Here is a 15,146-nt window from a genome sequence, read left to right as displayed (position 1 = left end):
GTGACGGGTTGGAGGTTGAGAGAGAGTCTCTCGACCGCCCGTCGCGGAGTAAATCCCGATGGCTACTACTGTTCAGAAGATCATCCTGTCGCCGGCGCGCGACATTCCCTTCAACAAGCTGGTGCTGAGCCAGAGGAACGTCCGGCGCGTGAAGGCCGGCGTTTCGATCGACGACCTGGCGGTCTCGATCGCCCGTCGCGGCCTCATCCAGAGCCTCAGCGTCCGCCCCGTGGTGGATCAGGAGGGCAAGGAGACCGGCTTGTTCGAGGTGCCGGCCGGCGGTCGCCGGTTTCGGGCTCTCGAGCTGCTGGTGAAGCAGAAGCGGCTCGCCAAGACGGCCCTCGTGCCGTGCGTCGTCCGCCCCGCCGGCGATCCCATCCTCGATGAGGAAGTGTCCCTCATCGAGAACACCGATCGCGAGCCGCTGCATCCGCTAGACGAATTCCGCGCCTTTCAGGACATGCGCCTCAAGGGCACGCCCGAGGAGGACATCGCGGCCGCCCATCGCGTGACCGTGCAGGTCGTCAAGCAGCGCCTGCGCCTGGCCGCGGTCTCGCCGACTCTGCTCGACGTCTATGCCGACGACGGCATGACGCTGGAGCAGCTCATGGCGTTCACCGTCACCGACAATCACGCCCGCCAGGAACAGGTCTGGGAGGCGATCAGCAAGAGCTGGTCGAAGGAGCCCTATCAGATCCGGCGCATGCTGAACGAGACCACCGTGCGGGCCTCGGACAAGCGCGCCCTGTTCGTCGGCGTCGCCGCCTATGAGGCCGCAGGCGGATGCATCGTCCGCGACCTGTTCCAGGCCGATGACGGCGGCTGGCTGCAGGACGCGGCGCTTCTCGATCGCCTGGTGGCCGAAAAGCTCAAGGCCGAGGCCGAGACGATCGCGGCCGAGGGCTGGAAGTGGATCGAGGTGGCCGTCAGCTTCCCCTATGGCCACGACCACGGGCTGCGCGAGCTGGCCGGCGAGACGATCGATCTGACCGACGAGGAGCGCGCGTCGCGCGAGGCTCTGCGCGACGAATATGATCGGCTCGAATCCGAATATGCGGAAGCCGACGAACTGCCGGACGAGATCGATCAGCGGCTCGGCGAGATCGAACAGGCGCTCGACGCCTTCGAGCAGCGTCCGGTGATCTACGATCCCGCCGAGATCGCCCGCGCGGGCGTCTTCATCAGCATCGACGCCGACGGATCGCTCGCGGTGGACTGCGGCTATGTCCGTCCCGAGGACGAGGCTCCGGCGGAGCCCGAAGGCGACGATGCCCCGGCCGCGTCCGGCGCGGCCAACGACCCGGCGTCGCCGGCCGTGCAGCGCGCCGTCATCACCATCGGCGGACAGTCGGCCGAGCCCGACGACGACGAGGAGGACGCGATCAAGCCGCTCCACGAGCGCCTGATCGTCGAGCTGACGGCGTCTCGGACGCTCGCGTTGCGCAACGCGGTGGCGGACAATCCGCACATCGCCATGACGGCGCTGCTCCACAAGCTCGTCTCCGACAGGTTCATGACGCGCATGTATAACGGCGCCCTGGAGGCGTCGGTGAGGGATATCTACTTCCCCGTTCAGGATACCGACCTGAAGGACAGCCCCTCCGCGCGCGCGGTGCAAGACCGTCACGATGCCTGGGCCGCCGACGTTCCGAAGGACGACGAAGCCCTCTGGGACTGGCTCGCCAGCCTCGACGACGCCAGCCGCATGGCGCTCCTGGCGCATTGCGTCAGCTTTGGCGTGAATGCGCTCTACGAGCGGCCGAACCCGCACAGCTCCAGCGGCGTCTCGCAGCACACGCTCGACATGCGGCTCGCGCAGGCCGACCGTCTGGCGCGCGCGACCGGGCTCGACATGGTGGACGTCGGCTGGCGCCCTACGGTCGACAACTATCTCGGGCGCGTCACCAAGCCCCGCATCCTGCAGGCGGTGCGCGAGGGCGCCGGCGAGCAGGCCGCGCAGCTCATCGATCACCTCAAGAAGGGCGACATGGCCAAGGAGGCCGAGCGGTTGCTGGCGGATGCCGGCTGGCTGCCCGAGCCGCTCCGCCTGCTCGACGCCGAACTCGCCGCCGATAGCGAGGCTGGGCACGACGAGGGCGCCGCGTTGCCGGCATTCCTCAACGGCGACGACGAGGACGAGGTCTCGACCGACGCGGACGACGAGGAACGCCACCTCGCCGCCGCCGAGTGACGGACCAGCGGGGCGGCTTCGGCCGCTCCGCATCTCCCTGGCCGAAGGACCGAACCATGGATCAGCCCGATTCCACGACGCCCCGCCGCGTCGTCTTCCAGTATCTCGTACCCGTCCACGTCGAAGTCGAAGACGGCCTCGTCTGCCGGGTGACTGTCATCGACGAAACGCCTGTCCGCGATCCGATCGCGGTCGACGGCGACGCCGTCTATCTCGCCGAGGCCGTTCGCGCCGCCGATGACGGTCAAGCTTGGCCGTCCTGGCGGTTCGGCTACTAGCCGTCGCCACCGCCATGCGACCCACGAGCCCGGCCCCGTGCCGGGCTCCTTTCGTTTCAGGAGATCAGCATGCCCAGCTTCACCATCGAAACCAGCTACCGGATTCCCGTCTATCGGCAGCGTCGCTACGCCGCGAACAGCCTCGCCGAAGCCTGCCGCCTTGCCATCGAGGACGACGACTGGGAGGGTTCCAGGGAAGACTTTGAATGCGCCGGCGAGACCCATGTCACCGGCGCCTGGCCCGGCGCGGTCGATCCCTACAGCGTGCCGTTGCTGCCTATTCCGAGCCAGTTCGATGAAACCGTCCAGCGCAAGGCCGACCACTTCGCCGAGCTGCTCGCGCAGCTTTCCTCGGTCGCTCAGCCTACGGGCCTCTCCGCCCATGACTTCGGGCGCTGGCTGCCGGCGGCGCAGTCCGCCGTCCGCAAGGCCAATGCGATCGTCGCTGGTGCGCGCGATCCCGACGCGGGAGGCCCGTCATGAGCGACTACATCGTCAAGATCGGCTTCTGGCTTCGCGCCTATGACACGCTGACCGTCCAGGCCGCGAGCGACGCGGAAGCGATCGAGAAGGCCAAGACGGCGGCCGCCGTCGTCGTGGAGTCGACGGCCTCTCCAGACCACATCGATACCGACGAGCGCCGGGAAGGCGTCATCGCCTTCATCGACCGCTGCACGGGCGACGGCCGAGAAACCGTGATCGAGGACATCGAGTTCGACGACGACCGGATCCACAGGCCGCCCGCCGCCTGATCCTCACCCATCGACCCGCAACTCCGAAGCCCGGCCATCGCGCCGGGCACTTGCGTTTCAAGGAGCCTGACATGGCCGATTACTTCACTCATTTCTCGTGCCTGCTCGACGTCGGCACGCCCGACAACGCCGCCCGTGCGCTTGACCTCTACAACGCGCTCTCCGAGGAGGGAGCATCGGAGGAGCCGCCCTCCGACGGCTTCCTCCTTTCCATCGAACCGGAGCATGGGGGCACCCAGCTCTGGATGCGCGACGACATGACGGGGGACCCCGAGCGGCTGATCCAGTTCGTCAGGCGCTGCGCCGCCGCCTTCGGCCTCACGGGGCTATGGGGCTTTCAATACGCCAACACCTGCTCGCGCCCGCGCGTCAACGCCTTCGGCGGTGGCGCGCACGTCCTCGATCTCGCGACCGGCGCCACGTTCGCATGGACCTATACCAATGGCTGGCTCGCCGAAGTGCTCGACGGAGGCGATCCCGATGCCTGAAATCGTCGAAACCACCGTCTATCGCCTCGACGAGCTTTCGGACGCGGCGAAGGAAAGGGCCCGCGCCTGGTATCGCGAGGCCGGCATCGACCACGACTGGTTCGAGTTCGTGTTCGACGATTTCGAGCGCATCTGCGCCATCCTCGGCGTCGAGCTGCGCACGGTGCCGGTGCGCCTCTACGGCGGCGGCACGCGGCAGCAGCCGTGCATCTACTTCTCCGGCTTCTGGAACCAGGGCGACGGCGCCTGCTTCGAGGGCCGCTACCATCACGCCAGAGGCGCCGCGCGCCGCATCCGCGACCACGCGCCCGACGACGCGGACCTTCACCGCATCGCCGATGCGCTTCAGGCGGTTCAGCGCCGCAACTTCTATCAGCTCCGCGTGAGCATCACGCACCGAGACCGCTACTATCACGAATATTGCATGGCGATCGCGGTCGAGCGCGACAGCCCGACCTGGCAGGACATGACGGCGGACGCCGAGGACCTCGTGATCGAGCCGCTGCGCGATCTCGCGCGCTGGCTCTATCGCCAGCTCGAACGCGAATATAACTATCTGACCTCGGATGAGGTGATCGATGAAGCGATCCTCGCCAATGGCTACACCTTCACCGGCAGCGGGCGCCGGTTCGGATAGCCGGCCCTACCAGACCGCCACCTCCCACTGACCGTTCACGCGGGCGAAGCCGATCGGCCGATTCTGCGGCGTCGCGTTGGGACGGGTCGGGTCCATCACGAGCTGCGTCATGCAGGTCACCCCGGGGCCGACACCGCCCGGAGAACAGTCCCCCAGCTTCAGCGTCGCGTTCGCCAGCGAGGTACCCGTGAAGAGGCGATGACGCCGCACGGCGGCGGTCGCCTCTTCCTCGGTCGGCTGCGCCACGCCGGCCGCCGCTGCCGGCGATGCCGCGACGGGTGACAGCACCGGCCGGAGCGCGAAGCCCGCGCCGAATCCGATCACCAGGCACACCGCCCCCGTGATGCCGATTGCGCTGCCTTTCATATCGCCTCCCGATCTCCAGCCTGCGGGACCAGCTGGCTCTGTTGCAAAAATCGTGAAGCTTGAGCATGCTTGGCGGAGATTGGACGGACGGAACGATGACGGATTTCAAGTGGCGCCATTTCCAGGGTGATGTGATCCTGTGGGCGGTGCGCTGGTATTGTCGCTATCCGATCAGCTATCGCGACCTTGAGGAAATGCTGGCGGAACGCGGCATTTCGGTCGACCATACGACGATCTATCGCTGGGTCCAGTGCTACGCCCCGGAGATGGAGAAGCGGCTGCGCTGGTTCTGGCGGCGTGGCTTTGATCCGAGCTGGCGCCTGGATGAAACCTACGTCAAGGTGCGGGGCAAGTGGACCTACCTGTACCGGGCAGTCGACAAGCGGGGCGACACGATCGATTTCTACCTGTCGCCGACCCGCAGCGCCAAGGCAGCGAAGCGGTTCCTGGGCAAGGCCCTGCGAGGCCTGAAGCACTGGGAAAAGCCTGCCACGCTCAATACCGACAAAGCGCCGAGCTATGGTGCAGCGATCACCGAATTGAAGCGCGAAGGAAAGCTGGACCGGGAGACGGCCCACCGGCAGGKGAAGKATCTCAATAACGTGATCGAGGCCGATCACGGAAAGCTCAAGATACTGATCAAGCCGGTGCGCGGTTTCAAATCGATCCCCACGGCCTATGCCACGATCAAGGGATTCGAAGTCATGCGAGCCCTGCGCAAAGGACAGGCTCGCCCCTGGTGCCTGCAGCCCGGCATCAGGGGCGAGGTGCGCCTTGTGGAGAGAGCTTTTGGCATTGGGCCCTCGGCGCTGACGGAGGCCATGGGCATGCTCAACCACCATTTCGCAGCAGCCGCCTGATCGGCGCAGAGCGACAGCCTACCTCTGACTGCCGCCAATCTTTGCAACAGAGCCCTGCAGCGCGCCGAACCGGCCGGGAGGGGCCACGGCGGTGATCGTCGCCTTGCGCCCATGGCTCCTGTGAAAGTCCAGCTGCGCTGAAATGTTCACGTCGGAAACGCCGTCGCCATAGGTGAAGCAGAAGGGCTGATCCGGATCGAGATAGCGACGCACGGCCTTCAGCCTGCCGCCCGTCATCGCATCCTTGCCGGTTTCCACCAGCGTGATGCGCCACGGCTCGCTCCAGTTCTCATGGATCTCCATGCTGTTCTGCGAAAGGTCGATCGTGACGTCGGCAGTATGCAAGAAGTAATTCGCGAAATACTCCTTGATCATATAGCCCTTGTAACCCAGGCAGATCACGAAATCGTTTATGCCATGGCTGGCGTATATCTTCATGATGTGCCACAGAATCGGCATTCCGCCGACTTCAACCATGGGCTTGGGGCGGACGGATGTCTCCTCGCCGAGGCGCGTACCAAGGCCGCCCGCGAGGATTACAGTTTTAACGGGCACGATTCACTCAATTCGGCATCGGAAAAGGTCCGGTGCTTCTGCGTGAGGTGATTTACTCTGTCAATATGTTCATCGCTGCATTTCATCGCAATCGGGAACAACTGCGCGCGTCAGTCGTTTATGCGGCCCTGCTGGCGCGCTAGCGCGCCAAATGCGTGAATTGCGCGGCGTTCATGCCATCCCGTCGGTATCCAGCGCATAGCCCGCAGACCGGACGGTGCGGATGATATCATGGCGGTCGCCGACGTTGATCGCCTTGCGCAGGCGCCGGATATGGACGTCGACCGTGCGCAATTCGATGTCGCTGTCCTGCCCCCAGACGCTGTCGAGCAGCCGCTCGCGCGAGAAGACCCAGCCGGGATGCTCCAGGAAATGCTTCAGCAGGCGGAACTCGGTGGGGCCGAGGGGGATGACCTGGCCGCCGCGGCGCACCTTGTGCCCCACCGTGTCCATCTCGACATCGGCGAAGGTCAGCGTCTCGCCCGCCAGCGCCGGGCGCACGCGGCGCAGCACCGCGCCCACGCGCGCGACCAGCTCGCGGGGGGAGAAGGGCTTGGTCACATAATCGTCCGCGCCGGTCTCCAGGCCGCGCACGCGATCCTCTTCCTCGCCGCGCGCGGTCAGCATGATGATCGGCACGTTGGCGGTGCCGTTCATCCTGCGCAGGCGGCGGCAGACCTCGATGCCCGACAGGCTCTCGACCATCCAGTCGAGCAGCACGATGTCGGGGACATTCTCCTGCGCCAGCAGCAGCGCCTCTTCCCCGTCGACGGTGTGCGCAACCTCGAAGTCCTCGCGCTTGAAATGCCAGATGAGCAGCTCGGCCAGCGCCGCGTCGTCCTCCACCAGCAGCATCTTTGCCCGGCCCATTTTCAGTCCTCCAGCTGCGTCGTGCCGCGGTCGCGATCGGGCAGCGTGTGGCCCGTGGCGGCATAATAGACCATTTCGGCGACATTGGTCGCATGGTCGCCGATCCGCTCGATATTCTTCGCGACGAACAGCAGGTGCGCGCACTCGCTGATCGTCTTGGGATTTTCGACCATGAAGGTTACCAGCGTGCGGAACACGCTGTTGTAGAAATCGTCGACCACCGTGTCGCGTTCGATGACGGCGACGGCCAGGTCTGCGTCGCGCGCCGCGAAGGCGTTGAGCGCGTCATGCACCATCTCGCCCGCAACCTGTCCCATGGACGGAAGCAGCGAGATCGGCTCCAGCGTTCGCTGGTTGGTCGCGATCAGCGGCACCCGCTTGGCGATGTTCTTGGCATAGTCGCCGATCCGCTCGACCACGCCGACGATCTTCAGCGCGGCGATCACGTCGCGCAGGTCGTTGGCCATGGGCGCGCGCAGGGCAATGATCTCCACCACCAGCTTCTCGACTTCCGCCTCGATCGCGTCGATGCGCTTGTCCTCCGCCACCACCTCGGCGGCCAGGCCCGTGTCCTGCCGCTGCAGCGCCAGCATCGCGTTCTCGATCGCCGCCTCGGCGCGGCCGCCCATTTCGGCGATCAGGCCGCGCAGCCTGTCGATTTCGTCGTCGAACGCCTTGATCGTATGTTCTGCCATAATCCGTCTCCGCCGGGTCAGCCGTAGCGTCCGGTGATATAGTCCTTGGTCCGTTCCTGCCTCGGATTGGTGAAGATGTCGGACGTCACGCCATATTCCACCAGGTCGCCCAGATGGAAAAAGGCCGTCCGCTGCGACACGCGCGCCGCCTGCTGCATGTTGTGCGTCACGATGACGATGGCATAGCGGCCGCGCAGCTCGTGGATCAGCTCCTCGATCTTGGCGGTCGCGATCGGGTCCAGCGCGGAACAGGGCTCGTCCATCAGGATCACCTCGGGCTCGACCGCGATCGCGCGGCCGATGCACAGGCGCTGCTGCTGCCCGCCCGACAGCGCGGTGCCGCTGTCCTGCAGACGATCCTTCACCTCGTCCCACAGGCCCGCGCGGCGCAGCGACTTCTCGACGATCACGTCCAGGTCCGCCTTGGAACCGGCCAGGCCGTGGATGCGCGGGCCGTAGGCGATGTTCTCGTAGATCGACTTGGGGAAGGGATTGGGCTTCTGGAACACCATGCCGACCCGGGCGCGCAGCTGCACCACGTCCATCGCCGGGGAATAGATGTCCTCGCCATCCAGCGTGATCGTTCCTTCGACGCGGGCGCTCGCGACCGTGTCGTTCATGCGGTTGAGGGTCCGCAGGAAGGTCGACTTGCCGCAGCCCGACGGGCCGATGAACGCGGTCACATTGTCCATGTCGACATCGATCGACACGCCCTTGATCGCTTCCTTGGACCCGTAGAAGACACGGACGTCGCGCGCCGTCATCTTGGTGCGGGGGGTCTGTTGTTCAGTCATCATGCGGTTACCACCGTCGTTCGAATTTGTTGCGCAGGTAGATGGCGAGCCCGTTCATCGCGAGCAGGAAGACCAGCAGCACGATGATCGCGGCGGAGGTCTTTTCGACAAAGCCCTTCGACACCTCGTCGGACCACAGGAAGATCTGGACCGGCAGCACCGTGGCGGGGTCGGAAACGCCGCCCGGCGGCGTCGCGATGAAGGCGCGCATGCCGATCATCAGCAGCGGCGCGGTCTCGCCCAGCGCGCGCGCCATGCCGATGATCGTGCCGGTGAGGATGCCGGGCAGCGCCAGCGGCAGGACGTGCTGGAACACCACCTGCACCGGCGACGCGCCGATGCCGAGCGCCGCGTCGCGGATGCTGGGCGGCACCGACTTGATCGCGTTGCGCCCGGCAATGACGATGACCGGCATGGTCATCAGCGCCAGCGTCATGCCGCCCACCAGCGCGGCGGAGCGCGGCAGGTGCAGGAAGTTGAGGAAGATCGACAGCCCCAGCAGGCCGAAGATGATCGAGGGCACGGCGGCCAGATTGTTGATCGACACCTCGATGATGTCGGTCACCCAGTTCTTGCGGGCATATTCCTCCAGATAGAGCGCCGTCGCGACGCCCAGCGGGAAGCTCAGCACCAGGGTGACGAGCATCGTCAGCAGCGACCCCTTGAACGCGCCCCAGATGCCGACCTGGGTCGGGTCGGTGCCGTCGCTGGCGGTCAGGAAATTGCTGTTGAAGCCGGTCGAGAGCAGCCCCGCCTTGCGCAGCCGCGCGACGGCGGCCTCCGCCTCGGGCGAACCCTGGCTCTTCGCGGCCAGGTCGATGGCGGTGGAGGCGGGCAGGCTGATCGTCTCGGTCCGGCCCAGGATCTTGGGATCGGCCTTGATTGCGTCGCGGATCGCCGTCCAGGCGGTGGGGGAGAGCAGCGTGTCGGCATCAGGGCCCAGCGCCTGCTTCGCGACCGTGCTCGTCACCATCGGCAGGCTGGCGTCGGCCAGCCCCTGGTCGGTGATATTGGCGGGGTCGAGCAGCAGCGGGGAGGCGGGGAAGTCCACCTTCACCGCGATTTCGGTGCGGGTGAAGCCGCGCAGCCCGTTGCCCATCATGGTGAAGAGCAGGAAGGCGAGGAAGGCGGCGCTCAGCCCGACGGCCAGCAGGCCCGCCAGCTTGAACCGCCGCTCGGCCGCGTACCGCCGCGCGATCCGCTTCTGCATCGCCGCCGACTTCCAGTCGGTGGGAAGGCGTTGCTCGGTCATTCGTAAGCCTCGCGATATTTCTTCACGACCCGCAGGGCCACGATGTTGAGCAGCAGGGTGACGATGAACAGCACCAGGCCCAGCGCGAAGGCGGCCAGCGTCTTGGCGCTGTCGAATTCCTGGTCGCCGGTCAGCAGCTGGACGATCTGCGTCGTCACCGTGGTCACGCTGGAAAAGGGGTTGAGGGTCAGGTTCGCGGCAAGGCCGGCGGCCATCACCACGATCATCGTTTCGCCGATCGCGCGGCTGACGGCGAGCAGCACGCCGCCGACCACGCCGGGCAGCGCCGCGGGGATCAGCACGCGGGAAATCGTCTCGCTGGTGGTGGCGCCCATCGCCAGGCTGCCGTCGCGCATCGACTGCGGCACCGCCGCGATGCTGTCGTCGGCCATGGAGGAGACGAAGGGAATGATCATCACGCCCATCACCAGCCCCGCCGCCAGCGCGCTTTCGGAACTGGCGCCATGGATGCCGATGGCAACCGCGAAGTCGCGCAGCGCCGGCGCGATGGTCAGCGCGGCGAAATAGCCATAGACCACGGTCGGCACGCCGGCCAGCACCTCCAGGATCGGCTTCATCCACCGGCGCACCGTGGGGCTCGCATATTGGGTGAGGTAGATGGCGCTCATCAGGCCCAGCGGAATGGCGACGATCATCGCGATGATCGCGCCGATGAAGATCGTGCCCCAGAACAGAGGGACCGCGCCGAAGGCGTCGTCATTGCCATAGCCGAGCGCGGCCGACTGCGGGCTCCACTTCGTCCCGAACAGGAAGTCGATCGGGTTCACCATGGAAAAGAAGCGCAGCGATTGCCACAGCAGCGAGATGACGATGCCCAGCGTGGTGACGATGGCGAGCAGCGATGCGACGAGCAGCACCGCCATCACCAGCCGCTCGACCCGTGTGCGGGCGCGGAAGTCGGCGCGGATGCGGGTGAAGGCATAGGCGCCCCCGGCAAAGGCCAGCAGCAGCGCCAGCACCGCGCCGCCCACGCCATATTCGGTCAGCGCTTCGCGATAGGGTTCGACGAAGGGCTGCGAGGCGGGATTGAAGGCGGCCGCCTGCGCGCCCGTTGCGATCGCGCGGGCCTCGCCCAGGATCGCGGAGCGGGAAAAGCCGTCGGCGGGCAGCGTCTGCGCCGCCGGGTCGCGCAGCACCGCGTCGGTGACCAGCGCGGGCGCGACATTGGCCCACACGGCCAGGAACAGGGCGGCCGGGATCAGCGTCCACAGCGCGACATACCAGCCATGATAGCCAGGCAGGCTGTGCACGGCGTCGCGGCGTCCGCCCGCGCGGGCGGCGGTCTGCAGCCGCATGGCGCGGGCGCGGGCGCTGACCCAGGCGATGGCGCCCAGCCCTGCGAGCAGCAGGAAGATGGCAGGTCCGATCATCGGCGGCTTATTTCAGCTGCGCGCCGTCAAGGACGGTCAGCGCCTTCACCGCTTCGGCGCTCTTCTTGCGCACGTCCTCGGGGGCCGCGACCATGCCGCGCTTGGTCAGCACCCCATCGGGGTTCCAGTTGGCGGCGAAGGTGTTGAGATAGGCCTGGAGGCCCGGCACCGCCGCTATATGCGCCTTCTTCACATAGATGAACAGCGGCCGGGCGCCGGGATATTGGCCCGTCGACACCGTCTCATAGGTCGCCTGGATGCCGTTGATCGGCACGTCCTTCAGCGTGTCCTTGTTCTCTTCCAGGAAGCTGAAGCCGAAGATGCCGACCGCATTGGGGTTGGCGCCCAGCTTCTGGACGATCAGATTGTCGTTCTCGCCCGAATCCACATATTTGCCGTCCTCGCGCACGCGGGTGCAGGTGGCCTTGAACTCGTCCTCGTTCTTTTCCTTGAGGGCCTCCATCGCCGGATCGCTCTCGCAGCCCTTGGTCAGGATCAACTCCGCGAGCGAATCGCGCGTGCCGCTGGTCGAGGGCGGGCCGAAGACAGAGATCGGCGTCGCGGGCAGGGACGGGTCGACGTCCTTCCAGGTCTGCGTCTTGTTCGGACCCTTGCCATAGGGATTGGCGGCCAGCGCCTCATAGACCATCTTGGGCGTCAGCGAGAGGCCAGGGCCTTCCTTGGACTCGGCGAAGGCCAGACCGTCCACGCCGACCTGGATCTCGATGATGTCCTTGACGCCGTTCTGCTGGCACTGGTCGAACTCGGCCTTCTTCATGCGGCGCGACGCATTGGCGATGTCGGGATGCTGGGCGCCCACGCCCGCGCAGAACAGCTTCATGCCGCCGCCGGTGCCGGTCGATTCGATGATCGGCGACTTCATGCCGGGATTGCCCTGGACGAACAGCTCGGCCGCCGCAGTCGCGAAGGGATAGACGGTCGATGAACCCACGGCGCGGATCTGGTCGCGCGTGCCGCCGGCGCCGGACCCGGCCGGGTCACTGCAACCTGCAAGGGTAAGCGCGGCGAGCGCCGTCGCGGCAAGCAAAGCGGTAGGCTTCACGGAAATCTCCTTCGTCCAAGGCCGCGATTCGCCTATCGCCCAGCCCCCTGGGATGGCGCGGTAGCGGCATTCCGTCGCGGCTTTGTGACGGTTAGGTTTCGTTTTTATGACATCGCCCTCGGCCGGTTCAGGCCGGCGTCTCGCGGAACGCGCCGCTTTCCTTCCGCGCGGCACGCGAATCCGGGGCCGCCGGGCGCGGCAGCAGGATGGAAACGGTGGTCCCCTTGCCCAGGACGCTGGCGATATCCAGCCGGCCGCGATGCCGTTCGACGATATGTTTGACGATCGCCAGGCCCAGCCCCGTGCCGCCCATGGCCCGGCTGCGCCCCGAATCGACGCGGTAGAAGCGCTCGGTCAGGCGCGGCAGGTGGTCGGGGCCGATGCCTTCGCCCTCGTCCGCCACCGCCAGCCGCGTCATACCGCTCGGCCCTTCGTTCAGCGTCACCCGGATCGGGGTGCCCGGCCGCCCATATTTGACCGAGTTGCCGATCAGGTTGTGGAGCAGCTGCGACAGCTGCGCGCGGTCGCCCTGGACGGAAGGAAGGCCGGGCGTGATTTCCATTTCCACGTCGCGGCCGCGATCGCCATGGCTGGACCGGAACACGCCCACCACCTCGGCAACCAGCTCGGACAGGTTCACGTCGGCGTCTGGCACGCGATATTTCTCCGCCTCGATGCGGGAGAGGGAGATGAGGTCGTCGATCAGGCGCTGCATCCGCCGCGCTTCACCGTCCATGATGCCCAGGAACCGCTGCCGCGTCTCGACATCCTTGCCCAGCTCGGGGTCGGCCAGCGTCTCGATGAAGCCCAATATGCCCGCCAGCGGCGTGCGCAGCTCGTGGCTGGCATTGGCGACGAAGTCGACCCGCATGCGCTCGGCGGCATAGGCGCCGCTGCGGTCGTTCAGGTGCACCAGCCGCCGCAGGTCGCCGACCTCGCCGATCGGCGCGATGCGCATCTGCCAGCGCTGCTCGCGCGTGCCCAGGCCCACCAGCTCGATCATCACCGGATCCGCCATCGGCGCCACGCTGGCCAGCCGCTCGGCGGCGGCGGGGTGGCGGATGGCGATGCGCGCGTCCTCGCCCTCGATATGCGCGCCCAGCAGGTTCTGCGCGGCGCGGTTCGCCCGCACGATCCGGCCCCGCTCGATCAGCATCAGCGGGTCGGCGATGCCTTCCAGCAGGCTGGGGAAGTCGGGATGCCGGGTGATGTCCGGGGTGTCGAGCGCGATCGACGAATCCTTGTCCGCCGCCGGCGCCACGCCATAGGCGGCGATCAGCAGGATGAACAGGCCCGCCAGGATCGGCAGGGCGATGGCGAGGGGGGAAGCGCCCAGCATCAGCGCGCCGCCGGTGCCCAGTGCCAGCATCGCGAAGGAGGCGGTGATCTGCGAAATGCTCAGTCGATTCATGGTTACCGTGCTGGATTCTTCGCGCGATTGCTGCGAGGGTCGCTCTTAATAGCGTGCTTTCTTTACGCTTTGGCAAGCGCGATAGCGGATCAGGACGATTATGAGCGACCCGAAGGGACAGGCGGAAGAGACGGGCGGTAGCGATGATGCCGCGGTGTCCTCGCGTCGCCAGCTGCTGATGGGCGGCGCCGTCGCGGCCTCTGCCATCGTCTCGATCCGTCCCGCTTTGGCCAACACGGCGGCGTCGGTGCTGAACTGCACCATTCCCGTGCCCGACCAGGGACGTGCGGGGAGCGCGATCGCCCCCAATGGGCAGGTGGTGCCGGCGGGCACGCCGGGCGCATTTCCGGGAACGGGCCGCAGCTTCACCGGCGAACAGGTGAAGCAGGCCCTGCGCGGACGCCCGCTGCCAGGCACCAGCTACGAACAGAACCAGGCCTATCTCAACTATATCCGCCGCCTCCAGTCGGGGACGAGCGGCTTCACCTGCTACGCCTCTCTCCAAATGCCCCGCTGAACCTTTTTCTCCATCCGGGTGTTCGGCCGCCGTGACGTCTTGTCATGGTGGAACGGAACGGCGACGGAATGGGACAGGACAAGGGCGCGGCGGACACGCTTTCCGTGGCGGTCTATCTCTACGAGCCGGGCGACGGCGGCCTCGATCGCGTCGCCATTATGCTTGCCAACCATCTGCGCCGGCGTGGCGTGGCGGTCGAGCTGTGGCTGACGCGCACGGAGGGCCCGGCCGCGCATCTCATCGATCCTGCCGTGCCGGTTCGCCAGGTGCCCGCGCCGCCGCTCGGGCGGCGGGCGACCATGATAGCGCAGTTCCCGCTGCTCGCCGCGATGGTGCGCCGCCACCGTCCCGACATCCTCTATTCCGCCGGCAACCAGAGCAACATGCTGGTTGCGCTCGCCGCGCTTGGCACTGGGACACGGGCGGTGGGCCGCATCTCCAATCCCATCCGGCATCCGGGAAAGACCGGCGTCGCAGCGCTGGCGCGCCTGCTGCGCATCCGGGCGATCGCGCGCATCAGCACCGCGACCATCGTCATGGGGCAGGCCGACCGGAGCACCCTTTCAGAAGCGGGGCCGCTCGCCGCCCCGAACGTCCGGCTACTCCCGCGCCCCACCGTCACGCCCGCGATGGAACGGACGGCGTCGGCGCGAAGGGACGGCGACGCCGCGGGGCCGCGCCGCCTCCTGATGGTCGGCCGCCTGACCCCGCAGAAGGATCACGCCACCGCGCTCGCGGCGCTGGCCCGGCTGACCGACGTCGACTGGCGGCTGAAGATCGCCGGGCAGGGGCCGCTGCGCGACGATCTGCGCGCGCTCTGCCGGGCTCTCGGGATCGAGCGCCGCGTCGAATTCCTCGGCTATGTCGCCGACCCGGCCCGGCTGGCGCAGCTGATGGGCGAGGCGGACCTGCTGCTCCAATCCTCCCGCTGGGAGGGGCTTGCCGGCACGATGATCGAGGCGCTGGCCTGCGGCGCCGGGGTGGTTTCCACCGACAGCACCCCCAATATCCGCCCGCTGCTCGCCG

Annotated in this window: 18 protein-coding genes; 9 read left to right on the top strand and 9 right to left on the bottom strand. The window is 67.1% G+C overall.

Annotated elements, in window-relative coordinates:
• The first annotated feature begins 58 nt into the window (after window positions 1-58).
• The 6 genes from M529_RS26965 to M529_RS26940 all read left to right on the top strand — a co-directional run bounded on the left by M529_RS26965 (window position 59) and on the right by M529_RS26940 (window position 4,346).
• A complete protein-coding gene (locus M529_RS26965; RefSeq protein ID WP_013041746.1) occupies window positions 59-2,191 on the top strand; it encodes a ParB/RepB/Spo0J family partition protein in 2,133 nt (710 codons plus the stop codon).
• Between the two features lie 56 nt (window positions 2,192-2,247).
• Window positions 2,248-2,469: a hypothetical protein gene (locus M529_RS26960; RefSeq protein ID WP_013041745.1), complete on the top strand. Its 222-nt coding sequence runs from the start codon at window positions 2,248-2,250 to the stop codon at window positions 2,467-2,469.
• A gap of 69 nt (window positions 2,470-2,538) precedes the next feature.
• Complete coding sequence (locus M529_RS26955) at window positions 2,539-2,952, top strand: hypothetical protein (protein ID WP_013041744.1); 414 nt, start codon at window positions 2,539-2,541, stop codon at window positions 2,950-2,952.
• On the top strand, window positions 2,949-3,221 hold the full coding sequence (locus M529_RS26950; protein ID WP_013041743.1) for a hypothetical protein: 273 nt from the start codon (window positions 2,949-2,951) through the stop codon (window positions 3,219-3,221). The genes M529_RS26955 and M529_RS26950 overlap by 4 nt, the downstream gene beginning before the upstream one ends.
• A 71-nt stretch (window positions 3,222-3,292) precedes the next feature.
• A complete protein-coding gene (locus tag M529_RS26945) occupies window positions 3,293-3,709 on the top strand; it encodes a hypothetical protein (protein WP_013041742.1) in 417 nt (138 codons plus the stop codon).
• A complete protein-coding gene (locus M529_RS26940) occupies window positions 3,702-4,346 on the top strand; it encodes a hypothetical protein (RefSeq protein WP_013041741.1) in 645 nt (214 codons plus the stop codon). Before M529_RS26945 ends, M529_RS26940 begins: the two co-directional genes overlap by 8 nt.
• A 6-nt stretch (window positions 4,347-4,352) precedes the next feature.
• Here M529_RS26940 and M529_RS26935 read toward each other — a convergent pair whose 3' ends face one another.
• On the bottom strand, window positions 4,353-4,712 hold the full coding sequence (locus tag M529_RS26935; RefSeq protein WP_013041740.1) for a hypothetical protein: 360 nt from the start codon (window positions 4,710-4,712) through the stop codon (window positions 4,353-4,355).
• Window positions 4,713-4,807: 95 nt separating this feature from the next.
• Here M529_RS26935 and M529_RS26930 point away from each other — a divergent pair, with 95 nt between their 5' ends.
• Window positions 4,808-5,572 carry an IS6-like element IS6100 family transposase gene (locus tag M529_RS26930; protein WP_021316397.1) on the top strand — a complete coding sequence of 255 codons (765 nt, stop codon included), beginning with the start codon at window positions 4,808-4,810 and terminating at the stop codon, window positions 5,570-5,572.
• Between the two features lie 18 nt (window positions 5,573-5,590).
• Here the strand turns inward: M529_RS26930 and M529_RS0124030 are convergent, their stop codons facing one another.
• From M529_RS0124030 to M529_RS26895, 8 genes are all read right to left on the bottom strand, one after another.
• Complete coding sequence (locus M529_RS0124030) at window positions 5,591-6,127, bottom strand: sugar phosphate nucleotidyltransferase (RefSeq protein WP_084490754.1); 537 nt, start codon at window positions 6,125-6,127, stop codon at window positions 5,591-5,593.
• 171 nt (window positions 6,128-6,298) lie between these two features.
• Window positions 6,299-6,997, bottom strand: a complete 699-nt coding sequence (phoB, locus tag M529_RS26925) for a phosphate regulon transcriptional regulator PhoB (protein ID WP_021316395.1) — start codon at window positions 6,995-6,997, stop codon at window positions 6,299-6,301.
• 2 nt (window positions 6,998-6,999) lie between these two features.
• Window positions 7,000-7,692: a phosphate signaling complex protein PhoU gene (gene phoU, locus M529_RS26920; RefSeq protein ID WP_021316394.1), complete on the bottom strand. Its 693-nt coding sequence runs from the start codon at window positions 7,690-7,692 to the stop codon at window positions 7,000-7,002.
• A gap of 17 nt (window positions 7,693-7,709) precedes the next feature.
• The gene (pstB, locus tag M529_RS26915) at window positions 7,710-8,489 is read right to left on the bottom strand and encodes a phosphate ABC transporter ATP-binding protein PstB (RefSeq protein WP_152522508.1); all 780 of its coding nucleotides are present in this window, start codon (window positions 8,487-8,489) and stop codon (window positions 7,710-7,712) included.
• Between the two features lie 4 nt (window positions 8,490-8,493).
• A complete protein-coding gene (gene pstA / locus M529_RS26910) occupies window positions 8,494-9,738 on the bottom strand; it encodes a phosphate ABC transporter permease PstA (RefSeq protein WP_021316392.1) in 1,245 nt (414 codons plus the stop codon).
• A complete protein-coding gene (gene pstC / locus M529_RS26905; protein WP_021316391.1) occupies window positions 9,735-11,129 on the bottom strand; it encodes a phosphate ABC transporter permease subunit PstC in 1,395 nt (464 codons plus the stop codon). The genes pstA and pstC overlap by 4 nt, the downstream gene beginning before the upstream one ends.
• Before the next feature lie 7 nt (window positions 11,130-11,136).
• Window positions 11,137-12,192, bottom strand: a complete 1,056-nt coding sequence (locus M529_RS26900) for a substrate-binding domain-containing protein (RefSeq protein WP_031294133.1) — start codon at window positions 12,190-12,192, stop codon at window positions 11,137-11,139.
• 127 nt (window positions 12,193-12,319) lie between these two features.
• Window positions 12,320-13,603 carry an ATP-binding protein gene (locus M529_RS26895; RefSeq protein WP_021316389.1) on the bottom strand — a complete coding sequence of 428 codons (1,284 nt, stop codon included), beginning with the start codon at window positions 13,601-13,603 and terminating at the stop codon, window positions 12,320-12,322.
• A gap of 100 nt (window positions 13,604-13,703) precedes the next feature.
• On the opposite strand from M529_RS26895, the gene M529_RS26890 reads away from it, so the two are divergent.
• Entirely contained in the window at window positions 13,704-14,120 is a 417-nt protein-coding gene (locus M529_RS26890; protein ID WP_021316388.1) for a hypothetical protein, read from the top strand.
• A 44-nt stretch (window positions 14,121-14,164) separates the two neighbouring features.
• The coding region (locus M529_RS26885) for a glycosyltransferase (protein WP_236617632.1) at window positions 14,165-15,146 on the top strand (982 nt) is incomplete at its 3' end.

This window comes from Sphingobium ummariense RL-3, assembly GCF_000447205.1.
In the GTDB taxonomy this organism is placed as follows: Bacteria; Pseudomonadota; Alphaproteobacteria; order Sphingomonadales; family Sphingomonadaceae; genus Sphingobium; species Sphingobium ummariense.
Note: the sequence above shows the minus strand (reverse complement) of the source record. Positions and strands in the feature narration are given on the sequence as shown.

What these genes read in the sequence shown, in the direction of transcription:
- M529_RS26965 (WP_013041746.1), top strand. Translation starts at nt 59, where the DNA reads ATGGCTACTACTGTTCAGAAGATCATCCTGTCGCCGGCGCGCGACATT.
- M529_RS26960 (WP_013041745.1), top strand. Translation starts at nt 2,248, where the DNA reads ATGGATCAGCCCGATTCCACGACGCCCCGCCGCGTCGTCTTCCAGTAT.
- M529_RS26955 (WP_013041744.1), top strand. Translation starts at nt 2,539, where the DNA reads ATGCCCAGCTTCACCATCGAAACCAGCTACCGGATTCCCGTCTATCGG.
- M529_RS26950 (WP_013041743.1), top strand. Translation starts at nt 2,949, where the DNA reads ATGAGCGACTACATCGTCAAGATCGGCTTCTGGCTTCGCGCCTATGAC.
- M529_RS26945 (WP_013041742.1), top strand. Translation starts at nt 3,293, where the DNA reads ATGGCCGATTACTTCACTCATTTCTCGTGCCTGCTCGACGTCGGCACG.
- M529_RS26940 (WP_013041741.1), top strand. Translation starts at nt 3,702, where the DNA reads ATGCCTGAAATCGTCGAAACCACCGTCTATCGCCTCGACGAGCTTTCG.
- M529_RS26935 (WP_013041740.1), bottom strand. Translation starts at nt 4,712, where the DNA reads ATGAAAGGCAGCGCAATCGGCATCACGGGGGCGGTGTGCCTGGTGATC.
- phoB (WP_021316395.1), bottom strand. Translation starts at nt 6,997, where the DNA reads ATGGGCCGGGCAAAGATGCTGCTGGTGGAGGACGACGCGGCGCTGGCC.
- phoU (WP_021316394.1), bottom strand. Translation starts at nt 7,692, where the DNA reads ATGGCAGAACATACGATCAAGGCGTTCGACGACGAAATCGACAGGCTG.
- pstB (WP_152522508.1), bottom strand. Translation starts at nt 8,489, where the DNA reads ATGATGACTGAACAACAGACCCCCCGCACCAAGATGACGGCGCGCGAC.
- pstA (WP_021316392.1), bottom strand. Translation starts at nt 9,738, where the DNA reads ATGACCGAGCAACGCCTTCCCACCGACTGGAAGTCGGCGGCGATGCAG.
- pstC (WP_021316391.1), bottom strand. Translation starts at nt 11,129, where the DNA reads ATGATCGGACCTGCCATCTTCCTGCTGCTCGCAGGGCTGGGCGCCATC.
- M529_RS26895 (WP_021316389.1), bottom strand. Translation starts at nt 13,603, where the DNA reads ATGAATCGACTGAGCATTTCGCAGATCACCGCCTCCTTCGCGATGCTG.
- M529_RS26890 (WP_021316388.1), top strand. Translation starts at nt 13,704, where the DNA reads ATGAGCGACCCGAAGGGACAGGCGGAAGAGACGGGCGGTAGCGATGAT.